General features: G+C 55.0%; 11 protein-coding genes. 5 read left to right on the top strand and 6 right to left on the bottom strand.

Annotation, left to right across the window (positions count from 1 at the left end; all coding sequences use genetic code 11):
* Positions 1-30: 30 nt before the first annotated feature.
* The 3 genes from ACN06F_RS13615 to ACN06F_RS13605 all read right to left on the bottom strand — a co-directional run bounded on the left by ACN06F_RS13615 (position 31) and on the right by ACN06F_RS13605 (position 3,215).
* Positions 31-1,218, bottom strand: coding sequence for a PQQ-dependent sugar dehydrogenase (locus ACN06F_RS13615; protein WP_433924099.1), 1,188 nt, complete (start codon positions 1,216-1,218; stop codon positions 31-33).
* Positions 1,219-1,346: 128 nt separating this feature from the next.
* On the bottom strand, positions 1,347-2,222 hold the full coding sequence (locus ACN06F_RS13610; RefSeq protein WP_038477532.1) for an AEC family transporter: 876 nt from the start codon (positions 2,220-2,222) through the stop codon (positions 1,347-1,349).
* Positions 2,223-2,291: 69 nt separating this feature from the next.
* Positions 2,292-3,215, bottom strand: coding sequence for a LysR family transcriptional regulator (locus ACN06F_RS13605; RefSeq protein ID WP_433924098.1), 924 nt, complete (start codon positions 3,213-3,215; stop codon positions 2,292-2,294).
* 190 nt (positions 3,216-3,405) lie between these two features.
* Here ACN06F_RS13605 and ACN06F_RS13600 point away from each other — a divergent pair, with 190 nt between their 5' ends.
* Complete coding sequence (locus ACN06F_RS13600) at positions 3,406-5,364, top strand: ligand-gated channel protein (RefSeq protein ID WP_433924097.1); 1,959 nt, start codon at positions 3,406-3,408, stop codon at positions 5,362-5,364.
* Between the two features lie 95 nt (positions 5,365-5,459).
* Here the strand turns inward: ACN06F_RS13600 and ACN06F_RS13595 are convergent, their stop codons facing one another.
* From ACN06F_RS13595 to ACN06F_RS13585, 3 genes are all read right to left on the bottom strand, one after another.
* A complete protein-coding gene (locus tag ACN06F_RS13595; RefSeq protein WP_433924096.1) occupies positions 5,460-8,615 on the bottom strand; it encodes an efflux RND transporter permease subunit in 3,156 nt (1,051 codons plus the stop codon).
* The gene (locus tag ACN06F_RS13590; protein ID WP_433924095.1) at positions 8,615-9,700 is read right to left on the bottom strand and encodes an efflux RND transporter periplasmic adaptor subunit; all 1,086 of its coding nucleotides are present in this window, start codon (positions 9,698-9,700) and stop codon (positions 8,615-8,617) included. The genes ACN06F_RS13595 and ACN06F_RS13590 overlap by 1 nt, the downstream gene beginning before the upstream one ends.
* Before the next feature lie 122 nt (positions 9,701-9,822).
* Positions 9,823-11,955 carry a TonB-dependent receptor domain-containing protein gene (locus ACN06F_RS13585; RefSeq protein ID WP_038477516.1) on the bottom strand — a complete coding sequence of 711 codons (2,133 nt, stop codon included), beginning with the start codon at positions 11,953-11,955 and terminating at the stop codon, positions 9,823-9,825.
* 280 nt (positions 11,956-12,235) lie between these two features.
* Between ACN06F_RS13585 and ACN06F_RS13580 the strand changes: the two genes are divergently transcribed.
* From ACN06F_RS13580 to ACN06F_RS13565, 4 genes are all read left to right on the top strand, one after another.
* Positions 12,236-13,177 (top strand): ABC transporter substrate-binding protein, encoded by a 942-nt coding sequence (locus ACN06F_RS13580; RefSeq protein WP_253485986.1) that lies wholly within the window; start codon positions 12,236-12,238, stop codon positions 13,175-13,177.
* A 68-nt stretch (positions 13,178-13,245) separates the two neighbouring features.
* Positions 13,246-14,214 carry a FecCD family ABC transporter permease gene (locus ACN06F_RS13575; protein ID WP_198349077.1) on the top strand — a complete coding sequence of 323 codons (969 nt, stop codon included), beginning with the start codon at positions 13,246-13,248 and terminating at the stop codon, positions 14,212-14,214.
* Positions 14,215-14,274: 60 nt separating this feature from the next.
* Positions 14,275-15,417, top strand: coding sequence for a FecCD family ABC transporter permease (locus ACN06F_RS13570; protein WP_253485985.1), 1,143 nt, complete (start codon positions 14,275-14,277; stop codon positions 15,415-15,417).
* A 104-nt stretch (positions 15,418-15,521) separates the two neighbouring features.
* Entirely contained in the window at positions 15,522-16,283 is a 762-nt protein-coding gene (locus tag ACN06F_RS13565) for an ABC transporter ATP-binding protein (protein ID WP_433925122.1), read from the top strand.
* The last annotated feature ends 61 nt before the right edge of the window (positions 16,284-16,344 follow it).

Below are 16,344 nucleotides of genomic sequence, written 5' to 3'. Positions count from 1 at the left end.
GAGTAGCGGTTCAGATAACGTTAGTGTGGGTTAATTAACCACCTGCAAACGGTAAAGGCTGCCCTGATCGCCATCGGTTAGCAAATAAATGGCGTCGTTAGGGCCTTGGCGCACATCGCGAATGCGGCCAATGTGGCCGTCAAGAATAACCTCTTCATCCACCACGTTGCCGTTTTCCAATTGCAGACGCAGCAATGTTTCGCTGGCTAAACCACCGGCTAATAGCTGCCCCTGCCAGTTTCCAAACGCGCTGCTGGTGACTTCGGTAAGGCCCGAAGGCGCAAATCGACCTTCAAAGCGGTAAACCGAGTCGACCATGCCGGGCTTCGATTCGACTCCAATCGGCTCATTAGTCCGATAATCATTTCCCAGGCTAACCTCTGGCCAGCCATAATTACTGCCTGCTTTGATGTGATTAAGCTCATCGCCTGTGCGCGGGCCATGTTCGGTCGCCCAGGGTTCACCATTGCTAAGTACCGTCAACCCTTGAATGTTGCGATTGCCCGTGGAGTAAATTTCATCCAAGGTGCTATCAGCGCCCACGAAAGGGTTATCGTCAGGAACACCGCCCGTATCCGTTAGGTGCAGCGTTGACCCCGCGTGGTCGTCGCTTGCCTGGGCACGGGATGGGTTAACGCCGCGGTCACCAATACTCATTAATAGTGTGCCGTCTGCTAGCCACGCCAAACGCGAGCCGTAATGACGGCCGGGTGAAGAAGCGCGGTCCTGTTCAAAAAGGTGCTCGACCTCACCGAGTGAATCCCCTTGCCACTTAACCCGTGACAGTGCTGAGCGACTGTTATTGCCGTCTGGTTTGCTCCAGGTGAAATAAATCCAGTCATGTTCACCGTCACCAAAGGAAGGGTGCAAGGTGATATCGAGAAGCCCACCTTGCCCCTGGTGGCTGACCGTGGGCATTCCTTCGAGCGTTTGCTGGTTACCTTCTTGATCTACCAGGGTGAGTTGACCACGGCGTTCGCTGACTAAAAAACGCCCGTCAGGCAAAAAAGCCACTGCCCAGGGGCTGTTCAACCCACTCGCCACACGTTCAAGTGACAAGGTCATTTGATCGGTTTCGATCGCGTCGTAAACCATTTCTGCTTGGGCATTGCTAACAGTGCCCGCCAACATTAACCCGCCAATAGCTGTTAGAAACCAACGATGAGAAGGCGTCGTTAACACTGCTTGGCGTGCTTGTGACTGAGGTTGGCGCATCATGGTCACTCCTGTCGTCGGGGCCTTCGATGATCATGTTCCATGCCTAGCAGTGACTGCTTAAAGCGAGCGGGGTTCCCTGTGCTGCTATATATCCGGCGGGCTAAATCAGACGGGCTATAGCAAAAACGCTACATCAGAAATGCCAGCAGTATCGGTAAATACACCAGGGCAAGCAGCGTAGAGCAAAAAACGAGGCTGGCAACATACGCCGGTTCGCGCTGGGCACGCTGGGCGAACAAGTAGTTAAACACTGCCACAGGCATGCACATTTGTAGCACCAGAATGCTTTGCGCCAGTGGGGGAAGGCCAACCCAACCCGCAATTAGCCACGCTGCCCCAGCGGCAAGGGGAATACGTACTAGGCTAAAACCGATGCCGGAACGCAGGCTTTTTACCTGGATGCTGGCTAGGGAAACACCGAGCGTGATCAACATAAGCGGTACGGTGAAACCAGACATTAAGTCGACCGTATTGGCTAGCCAAGGGGGCAGTGATGTGTCGGTTAACAGCAGCGCCATTGAGATTAAAATGGCATAGACGGTGGGCGTTTTCAGCAGCGTTTTAGTCGGGCTTCCGTTGCTATTGAGAACGGCCCCTAAGGTGAACTGAAAGAGCGAGACCGTCACCATCACCGTAATACCGTAGGCAAACCCTGCGCTGCCAAAGGCATACAGAACGACGGGTAGTCCCATATTGCCGGTGTTGGGATACATCATCGGGGCAAGTAATACGCGCCAACTGCGGCGCAACAGTTTGGCGACCACAAAGCTAGCCGCGCCCATGGTGAGTATCACGATGGCCGTGGCAAACATCATCTGCCCGAAGCTATTGGCATCAATATTAGCCCCAGATAGTGAGGCAAGCACCAGTGCGGGGGTACCGATGTTAAACACCAAACGAGTAATGAAATCGACGGGGTAGGGATGCCCTAAGCGTACCCATAAATATCCTAGCCCAGCACCGGCGAGTACCGGAGCCATCACGGCAAAAAGTTCGGCGAGCATTACCATTCCTTGACGATGATTAGCGACTCATTGTCGTTAATTAGGCCGCTAACTGGCAAGGTGAATTGGTTATTCAGCGTTAGTGGTGGAGTGATTGGATTGCCAAGCAGCCGGAACTTGCTCGCGTAAAAACTCGAGCAGTGCGTTAACCCGACGCGAATGGTGGCCGTAAGCGTACAACATGGTGATGGGCAGTGGGGCAGGTTCCCAGTCGGGCAAGCAACTGACTAAATCACCAGGATGATGCTGCTCGCGTTTTTCAACCACCCAGTGGGGCAGCAGCCCGATGCCTTGGCCATAAGCAATGGCATCAATTTGAAGCACCGTTAGATCGACGCGCAGCCGCGAGCGGGGCGCATTAAACAGAAAGTCGTCGTGATGAGCATGGTGGAACAGCAGGCCGCTAGAAGCGCTATCGAGTAAATCAATCCACGCGTGTGATTCTAGCTCGCTTGGGTGCTGAGGGTAGCCAGCGTTGGCAAGATAGCTGGGGTTGGCATAAAGGCCGCGAGTCAAGTGCCCTAAGCGCTCCTGGTTGAGACCGCATTCGTGCGTTGCCCCTAGCCAGATGTGCACACTGTTACTGTGCATTTTAGTGGGCGGAGATTCTCGAGTGTGGAGGGTTAATTCCACCTTGGGATAGCGGGTTAAAAACGCATCAACGACGCCTGCCATCCAACCTCGTGCTAATGCCCCGTGAACTTCCAGTGTTACTTTTCCGCTGATTTCCTCACGCAGTTCTGCCAGCGCTTCTTGGCTATGTGCCGCCATCGCTAGCAGTTCTGTGCAGTAGTTATGAAACAGCAGACCCGCTTCCGTAGGAATCAGCCGATTGGCTTGCCGCCTGAGCAGCGGCTGACCCAATCTTGCTTCTAACTGGCTAATACGGCGGCTCAGTGTCGATTTAGCAAGTCCTAGCTTTTGTGCGCTGCGCGTTAGGCTACCGGTAGTCATCACATCGGCAAAGGCGGCGAGTTCATCAAAATCGTACATGGTCGGGCCATTAGGCAACAGTTGAAGCGCTATTGTGCCATTTAATGATGTTAATGAAAATAATTGGCATTTGTGTTCCGGATGACTGAACGTACTGTGCGACCTCTTTGTGTAAGAATTATGCAAAAATACGAATGTTAATGATTCGTATTTGATTGCAAGTGCTCTTTCACATTAAAGGAACCCTGCTATGTCTTCTCGTTTGCGTCGCACGCTATTGGCCGGTGCCATCTCTTCATTGGCCAGTAGTGCCGTGTTGGCACAAGAAACACCTCGGCTAGATGATGTTGTGGTTACCGCATCGGGGTTTGAACAGCAAATTTCCAGTGCGCCTGCTTCTATTAGTGTTATTTCTCGGGAAGAGCTTGAGCGTGGACACTATCAAAATGTCACCGATGCGCTGCGCGACGTGCCGGGTGTGATTGTTACCGGTGGCGGCGCAGGTGACCGTGGCAATGATATTTCAATTCGTGGCATGCCCTCCCAGTACACCTTGATTTTGGTGGATGGACGTCCGCAAAATTCTCGGGAATCACGCCCGAATGGTAGCGCTGGGTTCGAACAGGACTGGCTACCGCCACTCCAAGCGATTGAGCGCATTGAGGTGGTGCGTGGGCCAATGTCGACACTTTACGGTTCAGACGCTATCGGTGGGGTGATCAACGTAATTACCCGCAAGGTGGCTGATGAGTGGCACGGCAATGTACAGCTCGACACGGTGCTACAAGAGAACAGCAATTCTGGAGACAGCCGCCAAGCGAATTTCTACCTAAGCGGGCCGTTAGTGGGTGACCGATTAGGTCTGCAACTTTATGGGCGTGCCTCAGAACGGGATGAAGATGATATTTTGAACGGCTACGAAGAGAAAAGCCTGCAAAGCCTAACCGCACGGCTGAACTTCGCGGCCAACGATAATCATGACTTCACCGCCGAAGCCGGCGTTACCGAACAGGATCGCCACTCGCGGATGGGGCGTTCTGGCGCTGCTGAGGGTTGCAAAGGTGGTTGCACCGACAGTATCGGCGAATACACCAACACCCACGTTGCCGTTACCCATAGTGGCCGCTTTGACTGGGGTACCAGCGAGACCTTTGTACAGCGTGAGCGTAGCGACAACAAATCCCGCGATATCGAAATTACCAATACTACCGCTAAAACCAGCGCGGTGATCCCGCTAGGCATGCACATAGTGACTGTTGGCGCGAGCTACGAAGAGGAGTCGCTGAGCGATACTACCACCAACCGAATATCTGACCGGACCGAAATCGAAAATAGCCAGCGGGCGCTGTTTGTAGAAGATGAGTGGATGCTGACCGACACCTGGGCGTTGACCGGTGGCTTACGCGTCGATGACGACGATAACTTCGGCAGCCACGTCAGTCCGCGCCTTTACAGCGTTTGGAATGTGACACCTGACTGGACCCTTAAAGGGGGCGTTTCAACCGGTTATCGCTCGCCAAGCCTGCGTGAAATCACTCCCGATTGGGGGCAGGTCAGTCGCGGTGGCAATATTTACGGTAACCCGGACCTTAAACCTGAAACGTCGCTTAACAAAGAGATTGCACTGCTCTACGCCAATGATGCAGGCCTGAGCGGCAGTTTGACGCTGTTCCACAATGACTTTGACGATAAAATTACGCGTATTGCTTGCCCTGTTGATATCTGTACCGATGGCCGTAACGACTATGGCAGCGACCCTACTTATCGCGTCAACGTGGATGAGGCGATTACGCAAGGGGTAGAAGCCAGCCTAGCAGCGCCGTTGACAGATGCAGTGTCGTTAACGGCTAGCTATACCTTCACTGACTCCGAACAGAAAAGTGGTCAATATGCTGGCGAGCCTTTGACGCAGCTACCGCGCCATCAGGTCTCAGCTACGCTTGACTGGCAGGTCAACTCGCGACTCAGCCAGTGGACAAAAGTGAGCTACCGTGGCGAGGAGAGCCAGCCCACTACCGGCCCCTCCAGCCGCTCGGTGGTGGCACCTTCCTACACCTTTGTTGATGCAGGAATGGGTTACAAGCTCAACGATAGCACCACGGTGAACGCAGGTATCTACAACCTATTTGATGAGCGCATTACTTACGAAGAGTACGGCTACGTGGACGATGGTCGCCGTGTTTGGTTGGGACTGAATGTCGCGTTCTAGTGCCTGTTAGTACCTGTTTGCTATTAAACGTTGCGGCCACCTGATTAGGTGGCCGCGCTTTTAAGTGAACCACGTATTTATTTACGGATATTTATTTACGAATGTTGGGCTTGGGTAGGCTGCGTATTGCGTTTGCTAAGCTGCAGCACGCTTATCATCAAGGCTGGCAGGAAGGTCACCGTGACGATGGAAGCTCCCAGCAAGCCAAATAAGACGATCGCTCCCACGCCACGATAGAGCTCGGTGCCTTCACCGGGCAAAAATACCAATGGCGAAAGCCCGCATAGGGTTGTCAGCGTGGTAATCGCAATTGGACGCAGGCGGGTTTGTACCGCTTGAGACACTGCTTCCTGAACGGATAGCTGCTTATCGTGTAATCGCCGCCGAGCCTGGTCGACCACCAGGATGGGGTTATTAACCACGGTTCCCATTAAGATCAAAAAGCCCAGCATCGTAATCATATCGAAGGGCTGACTTAGTGGAGCGATGCCAATAAGTGGCAGTAGGCTGCCCACTGCATTCATGGCTGCCAGACCCATAATGCCACCCACCACGCCCAAAGGAATGGAGGTAAGGATCAGCAGCGGGTAGCCCCAGTGAGAGAAAATTGCTACCAGTAGCAAATAGACAATCACAATGGCAATCAAGAAGTTGCCCATTAGCGCGTCTCGCGTGGCATTTAACTGATCACTAGCCCCAGAAATCGAAATATCCACCGCCGATGGTAGTCCCCCTTCACGGCGTAGACGCTCCAACATTCTCTCGGCCTGCTCAACCCCTGCTTCCAGGGCAATGCTGGGTGGTGGGATGACATTGAGGGTCACCGTGCGGCTACTATCGACCCGGCGAATAACGCTGGTGTCCATAGTTTCATCAATGCTGGCGACGGCAGAGAGCGGCAGTGTCGCGCCGCTGGGGGTATGCAGCAGAAGGTTGGGTAGCTGGTCCAGAGGTAGCGACAGCTGGGGGCCATAAAGATAAATATCGATCTTCTCGTCATCGAGAAAGAAGTCATCCACATAGGCACCTTCGGTGAGTGCGGCGACTGAAAAGCCGACATCTTCTGCCGCTAAGCCAAGTGCTGACGCCTGCGCCCAATCTGGGCGAATTTGAATCAGCGGCTGATCCAACGACAGCGAAGAGGGTTGGCTCTGAATGCGCGGATTGCCAAACTCATTGCGGGCTTCTCGGTAGAGGTTATTGGCGGCTTCATAAACGGTCGCCAAATCCGGGCCGGCGATATCCAGGTTGATACTCCGCGTGCCGCCATCGTTACTGGAAATGATCGAGCCTTTCGAGGCAAATGCGCGCATTCCTGGAAAGCGCTCGTAGTAGCTGGTAAGTGCGTCCATTAACGCTTCGATATCACCAGGGTCAGCTGCTTCCGCGACGATAAACAGCCGCGTAGGGGCAACCCGCATGTTCATATAAGCCAGCGGCGGCACCTCGGTGTCGCCCGCTAAAAAAGCCGCTGGGTCAGCGTCTACATGGGGTAAAAAGTAATCCTCTACTTGCGCGGCGATTCCCGCCATCTCCTGCAGGCTATAGCCAGGCGGTGGGCTCATCACTGCAAAGGTTTTAGGTTCCTCGCCTTCGGGCAAGTACTCGGCAGGCGGAGTGAGTACAACGATAGTCCAGCCGCTGATCACTACTGTAGTGACTAGAATCACTCCGCGCCGAAAAGGAGTGGCGATCAATCGATCAAGCCGCTCCCCAGCCCACGAAGGGCGTGAGGCCGCGGGGCTATCCTCATGCTCGTTGCGCATCGAAAAATTAAAGCGCGAACAGAGTGACGGCACTAGGGTAACTGCCACCAGCATTGAGGCAAAAATAGCGGCGGAAACGGCAATGGCCACGTCAGAGTACAGTTGCCCAGCTTCCTCTTCTATAAACAGAATAGGCAGGAAAACCAAGATGGTGGTGGTCGTCGATGCCAGCGTCGCGGGCCATACTTCCTGCACGCCGCGTAGCGCCGATTCAATGCGGTCGAGTCCTAAACGACGGTATCGCTCAATATTTTCCAACACCACAATGCTGTTATCGACGCTCATGCCAATGGCAAAGGCAATGCCTGCCATGGAAATTACGTTAATCGTGCGTCCCGTGAGCATCAGCCCTAAAAAAGCCGCAATGGTGCAGAAGGGGATGCCAATAACGCCAATAAAGGTGGCGCGAGCGGAGCGCAAAAACAGGTACATCACCAACGTTGCAAAGGCCGCCCCAAGTAGCAGATTACTCCATACATTACTGACCGAGGCCTCCACGTAGCGCACATCATCGGCAGTCAGCACCATTTCCATACCCGCCGGGCGCAGAATGCTGTCGTTAATGGCCGCTATTTCTTCTTCAATGGCGTATTTGATATCGATGACGTTGGCACCGCTTTCCCGCCGAAGGTCCATACCAATGCCCGGCTGGCCGTTATAAAACGAGAGCTGGCTTAAGCGCGACTGCCCCTGGCGGACCTCGGCAACGTCGGTAAGCCGCACGATGCTATCGCCCTGGCGAGCGACAACCAACTCCGCCAAGGCTTCAGCATCATCAAAGCGGCCCAGCGTGCGTATCAAATAGCGGCGTTTACCGGCTTCTAATTCGCCACCGGAGATATCCCGGTTACGCTGGGTGATGGCGTCGCGTAACTCGGTAAGTGAAACCCCGCGCTGGGCTAGCGCGCCAGGGTCGACCAAAATTTGTAGCTGCCGCTGAGCGCCGCCATTGACGCCGACTTCCGACACGCCTTTAACGCTTTCCATGCGAGGCCGCACACGGTCGTCGATAAAGTCGCTCATCAGTTGGATATCTAACGCCTTAGGGTTGCCGGGTAGCGTACCCACGTGAAAGCGCAAAAACGCGTCTGTCGAAAAGGCGGCAGAAACAATCCGTGGCTGGTCCACATTGGTGGGATATGACGATACTTGGCTGAGCGCGTTATTGACTTGAATTAGCGCTGCGGTCATATCCACGCTAAACGGGAATTCAAGTTCAATTTCAGCGCTGCCACTTTCGGCGATGGCCGTCATGCGGGTAAGGTTCGGCACATTGCGCAAGTACTGCTCTTGCTCAATGAGGATCTCTTTTTCGATATCCTGAGGCGTTGCTCCCGCCCAGCGCGTCTCGACCGTAATTGTGCGGGCTTCAATGTCGGGAATCATCTGAACGGGGATGCGTAGCGTGGCGGCAATGCCCAGCAGCAGGAAGATTAGCGCGATAACAGTGACCAGCGTTTGTTGGCGCAGTAGGGCTGCAAACATTACTCGCTCCCCGCCGCGACAGCCTCAACGCTGACACCTTCGACCAGCGATTCATTACCCCGAATGACCACCAGCTCATCACCAGAGAGGCCCTCGATAATTTCCACACGGTCGGCAAAGTTAATACCCAACTGCACGCGTTGCTCAGTAACCTGATACGTGTTGTTTTCGTTAGGTGTGGCGACCCACACGGTGACTCGCCCGTCTGGGTAGCGGCTTAACGCATCGCGGGGAACCGTCAGCCCATCGCTGCCGGTCGACGCCCGCAGCACGGCATCCACTGCATTACCTGGGTATAGTGAAGCTGCATCGGGAACATGGGCGCGTAATAGAAATGTGCGAGCACTGGGGTCACTGATCGGCACCATGGTGGCGATAGTGGTCTCGTAGGTTTGTTGGCCCACGCGCAGGCTGATCAACGCTTCGTCTTGAACGGCGGCATAAAAGGCTTCGGGCACCTGAAAATCAGCGCGCAGCTCATCAAGGTTAACGAGGCGCGCAACGCTATCTCCTGGCGTGACCCACTCACCGAGATTGACGCTGCGAGCGCTGACGACACCATCAAAAGGGGCGTTAATTGCATGGCGAGCCAGTAGGGCGTTTAAACGTGCTTGCTCCGCCGTTAAACGCGAGCGTGCGGCGCGGGCCACGTTAACGGCACTACGACGAGCGCTCGCTTCAGTCGCTGCGATGTTACGCCCCACGCCCACCGATTCCGCTTCTCGCAGTAGTCGTTCTGCTTCCGCTAGTGCGGCCTGGGCCTCCTGTTCTGCAGCAACCGCCGCTGCTACGTCAAAACGAGCCAGATCGTCATCCAGCGCGATTAGCGTGTCTCCCTTGGCGACGTGGTCGCCAGGATTAACCGCTACCTGAGTAATAAGCCCTGCTACTGATGCTGAGAGGAGGGCATCTTCCAGGGAGTTTACGGTGCCGACCAGGTTTGTTTCGGTATAAATTGGCTCGCGGTTTACGGGCGCCAGCTCAACCCTGGGGGCTGATTGCGCGAAGGAAGCGCTAGAGAGCATTAGGCCGCAGAGCAACAGTAGAACCAAGGCAAGATAGCGGACGAGCGGGTGCGCGGTCATGACAGACAGTTCCCTAATAAACATCGAATTCGCTGTTAAGCGGGCGTAAAAAAGCCCTGGCGCATGGCCAGGGCAGTAAGTCAGCATTGAAACAGTAAATAGAACCTTTTAGCTAGTAGCGTTTAGAACTCGTAGCGTGCAGAGAGCCACAGTCGACGTCCCTCTTCGCTATTGGCATACACATTGCCAAAGCTAGTGCCGTCACCATAAGCGCGGTAATCGACGAAGTCTTTATCGAACAAGTTGTAGATGGTGGCACTCACGTTAAATTGCTCGGTAAATGCGTAGCTGCCGCCTAAGTGGAACAGTGAATAGGCTTTGAAGTCACCTAGGTCATCGAAAGAGGGCGCGCCCCTAACGCTTTCACGGTTACGGTAACGTTCGCTGCGGTACTCGGCGGAAAGCCACGTGTCCAACTGAGGCGTGGCTTGCCAGCGCAGCGTGGCATTGAATGCATGCTCCGGGGTATCGGTCAGCGGTTCGCCACGGTTGTTACCGCTCTTCTGTTCGCTATCGGTGTAAGTGTAGTTGGCCGATAAGCGCCAATCTGGCGTGAACTGATAGCTGGTAGAAAGCTCGACACCCTGGGTAACGGCTTCATCGATATTGACGTCTTGGCTATAGACACCGTCGGGTACGAGCGGGTTGTTCTCAACAACAATGTCGTTGCCGCTGGCTATTTTGTCGTCAAACTCGTTATAGAACAGCGTGGCGCTAGCGGTGAAACCTGCCAGGCTATCGTAATGTGCACTAATTTCACTGCTGGTGCTGGTTTCCGGCTCAAGGTTCGGGTTGCCGATAGTGAGTATGGTGCCCTGGCCCGTAACGCCATTGATACCCGCATGCAGGTCATTCAGCGAGGGCGTTTTGTAGCCTCGGCTGACGCCGCCTTTCAGTGTCCAGTTTGGCGTCGTGTTCCACACCAAATAGCTACGTGGGCTGAACTGGCTGCCAAAGGCATCATGATGATCGTAGCGGCCGCCAAGCGTTAGCGCCAAATCGTCACGTAGCATCCACTCATCTTCTGCAAAGAGTGACCACGTAGTTTGCTCAAAAGTCTCATTTGCTAACCCATCATCGAGCTTAGCATCCCACCACTGCAAGCCCACTGTGGTCATGTGGTCGCCTAGCGGCATGACATATTTGCTGTCTAATACTGTATTAGTGGTTTCTAGCTCGCGAGGGGCTCCGCCCACGATGCCAGGGAAGCCGTCATAGGCAACGCCATTTTCACCAGGAATCGTACGGCCTTTAGTTTCTGTGGTGTTGCGCATCAAACTGGATTCGAGCGTGCCTGATGCAAAGCGCCCAGTGTGACCAATAGCAACCTGCTGACGCTCAAAACGCAACTCGTCGGCGTAGCCATTGGCGGCGCCAGGATCTGGCGCGCAGCTACGGGTGCGGCCATCTAAAGTACCAAGCTGGCATTCGTCATTGTTATAACGCTGTCGATTAACTTCACCATCCACCCAAAGGTCGTGATCGGCATTGGGTGTCCAGGTTAACTTGCCGCCCAGGTTATAGGTATCGCCTTCAACGGGGCTGGGGCCGCGCTGGCTAACGTCAATGGGGTTGCCGTTGCCGTCAGTGTAAGTAAGCTCTGATGCGTCCCGCTCGTATAAGCGACCACGCACCTGAATGCCTAGCGTGTCTTGAATAAGCGGGCCACTGGTGTACAGGTTGATTTCGCGGCGATCACCGAAATCACGATCTTCATTAAATGTGTTTTCAACGCCTACGGAACCAACCCACTCGCGGTCTACTCGGCGAGTGATGATGTTGATTACCCCGCCCATGGCGTCAGAGCCATATAGCGTCGACATTGGGCCACGAATGACTTCGATACGTTCAATACTGGAGACAGGCGGGAAGAAGCTAGTAGACGTTTCGCCAAACCCGTTAGGCGTGACGCTGCCAGCCGCGTTCTGCCGACGGCCGTCAATAAGAATCAATGTATAGTCGCTAGGCATCCCACGAATGCTGATATTGCGGCCACCGGTTTTACCGACAGCCCCACCAACATCAACACCTTCTACATCACGTAACGCATCAGCCACGCTGGTAATGCGCTTGCGCTCCAGTTCCTCACGAGAAACAACGGAAATACTGGCAGGGGCATCCACCAGTGCCTGCTCAAAACCACTTGCAGATACAACGATATTGTCTAGTTGTTCTGATTCTTGAGCTAAGGCCGCAGTGGCGGTGACGCTAAGAGCGACGGCGCTGGCTAACGCGGTGCGAGTGAAGCGTGGCATGGTGATCCCCTGAGATGAAACTTATTTGCTAATGAAAACTGTTATCAATCGAGGTGGTGATTCTAAGAAGAAAAGTTCCCATATGCGAGTTTGTTTCATCGAACATTGTGTTGCTTAATATCGAACAATGCTATGAACAAAATACACCTCTATTAAGGTTGTTAGGCGGCTAATTAAGCGGGTGTTGCAGTAACTGGAACGTTCGATTCGTTGGAATAATGATGCAAGTGCTTTTGAGAATCGTTATTATCATTGCCACAGACACTCAGGAGCGTTACTTATGGGTTACTCATCGCTGCGCAACGGACTTGTAGGTATTGTGGTAGGCGGGTTATTGGTAGGTGGATCGTTGGCAAGCGTTGCTCAGGCGCGCACGCTGGATACCGCTTACGGAGACGTTGAAGTTAGCGATGCGCCAGAGCGTATTGTCACCCTGTATGAAGGTGCTTTAGATGCCGCCTTAGCTGCCGGCGTGACCCCCGTTGGCGCGGTCACTACCCGCGGTGGTGATAACGTTGCTGAGTACGTGGAAGCCCACCTAAATGGCGAGCGTCCTGAGATTGTCGGCGTTGCACGTGAAATCAATATTGAAGCGGTTCTGGCCCAACAGCCCGATTTAATTCTGGCCGCTGCTCAGCTATCGGAAGAGCAGTACCAGTTGCTATCGCGCATCGCGCCTACTGTGGTGCCACATGCTCAACCATTAGCGTTTGATAATTGGAAAGCGGAAGCTCGGCTTTATGGACAGGCGCTTAACCGTGAAGCGGAAATTGACGATGCGATTGCGACCGTCGATCAGCGTATTAGCGAATTGGCCGCTGCGATTGATGATGCGAACGCAGGTGGCACTGCTGTGCTGGCTCGCTGGATGCCTAATGGCCCAATGGTGATGTCCAAAGAGCTGATCGCCACTGGCCTATTGGCGGAAGTGGGGGTAGAGGTTCAGGATGCGGGTCTGGTTGCTGAAGGTCACCCCCATAGCGATATACTCAGTCTTGAAAATCTTTCCCAAGTGGACGGCGATTGGCTGTTCCTGGCTACGCTTAACGCCGATGGCCAAGCGGCGTTAGATGCCGCCAAGCAAAGCTCCGCCTTCACACGTTTGGACGTAGTTAAACAAGATCAGGTCGTGCCGGTGAATGGCCAACTGTGGAGCAGTGCCAACGGCCCGCTGGCCGCCCAAGCCATTCTGGACGATATTGAGAACGCATTGTTGCCGTGAAAGATGCCGTGACATCACTATCTAGCGCAATGGGCAGCGCCAGTCGGCGCTATGCCCCCCGTACATGGATGCTTATTCTGCTCACCGCCCTTGTGGCGGTGAGCGTCGTTAGTTTACTGATTGGGGCAGGTGAGGTTGGGCCACGCCGAGTGCTGGGATTGCTGCAGGGCGCCAGCGACAGCGAAGCGCAGTTTATCGTCTGGGAGCTCCGCGCTCCGCGTACCTTAATTGGCATTGTGGTGGGAATTGCATTGGGCGTTGCCGGGGCGCTGCTACAAGCCATTTCCCGCAACCCGCTCGCCGAGCCGGGGCTGCTGGGGGTAAGCGCAGGAGCGGCCTTTGCGGTAGCACTGGCACTGGTGCTAGGAGCTAGCGCTGCCACGCTACGCATTTCGGTTGCCCAGTTAGGAGCACTGATCGGCTGTGTGTGTGTCCTCAGCGTGGCGCGTTTTCGCGGAGTGGGAAATGACCCCGTGCGTTTAGTGTTGGCGGGGGCGGCATTTTCTGGACTGTTAGGCTCGCTCACCTCATTAATGCTGCTGTACGACCAGCGCGCTGCTGATGAGATTCGTTTTTGGGTGGTAGGCAGCCTTGCAGGAAGACGGCTGGATGATCTTGTGGCGGTGCTGCCGAGTTTACTAGTTGCTGCCATCGCGGTGGTTATCATGGCGCGGCCACTGGCAGCGCTGGCGCTAGGCGAGCGAGCGGCGAGTGGCTTGGGGCATCATCCCACGCTGATCCGCTGGGTAGCCGTAGGTTGCGTGGCACTGCTGGTTGGCGCGGCAACTGCGATTGCCGGGCCGATCGCCTTTGTAGGGCTGGTGGTGCCATTTGTAGCGCGTGCGTTTGCAGGGCCCGATATTCGCCGCACGCTGTGGTTTTGCCTGCCGATAGGCCCATTGATTGTGCTTATGGCGGATATTATCTCGCGTGTTGCCGTGGCACCTTCCGAGCTGCCCTTGGGTGTACTCACCGCGCTATGTGGCGCGCCGGTATTGATTGCAGTGGTGCGTGCTAAACGGTTACCCATGCTGTAACGCTTTTTTTTAACACCCTGCCGCCCGGGCGTCTTGGTGTCATCTTGGTGATGTGTTGATATGAAAGTAATGGCGAATCATCCGCCTTTAACGGATGTTGTCACTCCCAGCCATGTTTTAAACAATGTTCCAATCCATGCCGCAGAGCATGCCGATAGCGTGCCAGCGCCGGAAGGCTACTGGCATATCGCGCTACCCCGTTGGGGCTATAGTTTCCTGCTCGAAAAGCGCGCGCTAGCCGTCAATATTGGTTTGTTGATTGCGTTGCTGGCATCTTGCCTGCTCTATCTAAGCTTAGGTAGCGTTCCGCTGGCGCCCAGTGCGGTTATTCCTGCCGTATTAGGTAAGGGCGACATGATGACGGCCTTTATGGTTCAGGAGCTGCGTTTGCCTCGTTTGGCCGCTGCTTGTTTTACCGGAGCGGCGTTCGCACTTTCAGGTATTTTGATGCAAACCCTGGCACGCAATCGCTTAGCCACGCCCGGCATTATCGGTATTGATAATGGCGCAACGGCGTTTGCGGTGGCCTCTATTGTAGGCATGAGCGTGTCTATTGCGCCGCCCGCGATGGCTCTGGCTGGGGCAACGACCGCCGCCGTGCTGACCTTTGGCCTCGCGGCAGGCAGTGGCACTCAGGGTTATCGGTTTATTGTCGCGGGTATTGGCGTGGGAGCGGTGTTTGGTGCTGTCACTCAATTAATGCTGGCGCGGGTAGCGATTGACACCGCCAATGCCGCCTACCCATGGACAGTAGGATCACTCAATGCCCGCCCCGGCGGCGCAGTACAACTGTTGGGAATTGGCTTGGCATTGGGGATTATTGCCGCCTTGGCGTTGGCGCGCTCACTGACACTACTGCGCTTTAAAGATGCCACCGCCAGCGGCCTAGGACTCCGTGTAAAAGCCCGCAGGCTACAGATCCTGATGCTTTCCGTTGTGCTTACCGCCTTTGCGGTTGCTGTGGCGGGGCCTGTGGGCATGGTCGCTCTGATTGGCCCAGAGATTGCCCGCTCACTCTCCAGCGCTCGACATGTGCCGATTCTGGCCGCCACCTTAGCCGGTGCTTTAGTGATGCTGTTGGCCGACCTTGCCGGGCGCACCCTCTTGGCGCCGATTGAAATTCCCGTTGGCATTGTCACCGCGGTGGTTGGCGGGCCCTGGCTGCTATGGATATTAATGCGCCCACAACGGAGCCGCCCATGAACAACTCATCTCTTTCACCAGAACTTGTTTCACCAGAGCAAGTTTCACCAGGACAAGTATCAGCAACGCCTGTTTCACCAACGCTGGCCACCGATGCGTTGTGCATGAGCTATGGCCAACGCCGAGTGATTGAAAACCTGGGCATTAGCCTGCCAAGCGGGCAGGTCACCGCCATTGTTGGCCCTAACGGCTGTGGTAAATCAACGCTACTTTCCGGCCTTGCTCGTTTGCACAAACCAGATAGCGGTGCGGTACTGCTGGATAGCCAGGATATTCAACGCCTGCCCGCGCGTCAGTTAGCTACTCAGCTAGCGTTGCTGCCCCAAGAGGCGGTGGCTCCAGAAGGCTTAACCGTCACTGAATTGATTCGCTTTGGCCGCCAGCCCCACCAAGGCTGGTTACGTCAATGGTCGGCGGAAGACCAGCGCGTGGTGCAGTACGCGCTCGACGCTGCTGGTTTGGAAGACCTCGCCGACCGGCCGTTAGAAGCGCTTTCCGGCGGCCAACGCCAGCGTGCCTGGATCGCTATGACCATTGCTCAGCAAACGCCGCTTCTGCTTTTAGATGAACCCACCTCTGCGCTAGACTTAGGCCATCAGATTGAAGTGTTTGAGTTAGTGCGCCACTTGGCTTGCCATGGCCGCACGGTGGTGATGGTATTGCATGACCTCGCCAGTGCTTGTCGTTATTCAGACAACCTGATTGCGATGCGCGATGGCCAGATTATTGCTCAGGGAGCGCCCGTTGAGGTGGTGACGCCCGAGCTAGTGCGCGAGCTTTACCAGGTAGACTGTACGCTGCTGCTTGATCCGGATACCGGCAGCCCCTTGCTGGCTAACGTGCGTCGCGTGGCTCAGCCAGCATAAGTGCCACTCAGTAACTTCAGCCCATAGTTCTCGTTCTCTACATTCTCTCTATAACTTCCAA

The organism is Vreelandella sp. 21 (assembly GCF_050995515.1).
Lineage (GTDB): Bacteria > Pseudomonadota > Gammaproteobacteria > Pseudomonadales > Halomonadaceae > Vreelandella > Vreelandella alkaliphila.
This window is presented reverse-complemented; position numbering and strand designations above follow the sequence as displayed.

Excerpts from the sequence above, each read along its gene's own strand:
- ACN06F_RS13615 (WP_433924099.1), bottom strand. The coding sequence starts at position 1,218 with ATGATGCGCCAACCTCAGTCACAAGCACGCCAAGCAGTGTTAACGACG.
- ACN06F_RS13610 (WP_038477532.1), bottom strand. The coding sequence starts at position 2,222 with ATGCTCGCCGAACTTTTTGCCGTGATGGCTCCGGTACTCGCCGGTGCT.
- ACN06F_RS13605 (WP_433924098.1), bottom strand. The coding sequence starts at position 3,215 with ATGTACGATTTTGATGAACTCGCCGCCTTTGCCGATGTGATGACTACC.
- ACN06F_RS13600 (WP_433924097.1), top strand. The coding sequence starts at position 3,406 with ATGTCTTCTCGTTTGCGTCGCACGCTATTGGCCGGTGCCATCTCTTCA.
- ACN06F_RS13595 (WP_433924096.1), bottom strand. The coding sequence starts at position 8,615 with ATGTTTGCAGCCCTACTGCGCCAACAAACGCTGGTCACTGTTATCGCG.
- ACN06F_RS13590 (WP_433924095.1), bottom strand. The coding sequence starts at position 9,700 with ATGACCGCGCACCCGCTCGTCCGCTATCTTGCCTTGGTTCTACTGTTG.
- ACN06F_RS13585 (WP_038477516.1), bottom strand. The coding sequence starts at position 11,955 with ATGCCACGCTTCACTCGCACCGCGTTAGCCAGCGCCGTCGCTCTTAGC.
- ACN06F_RS13580 (WP_253485986.1), top strand. The coding sequence starts at position 12,236 with ATGGGTTACTCATCGCTGCGCAACGGACTTGTAGGTATTGTGGTAGGC.
- ACN06F_RS13575 (WP_198349077.1), top strand. The coding sequence starts at position 13,246 with ATGCTTATTCTGCTCACCGCCCTTGTGGCGGTGAGCGTCGTTAGTTTA.
- ACN06F_RS13570 (WP_253485985.1), top strand. The coding sequence starts at position 14,275 with ATGAAAGTAATGGCGAATCATCCGCCTTTAACGGATGTTGTCACTCCC.
- ACN06F_RS13565 (WP_433925122.1), top strand. The coding sequence starts at position 15,522 with ATGAGCTATGGCCAACGCCGAGTGATTGAAAACCTGGGCATTAGCCTG.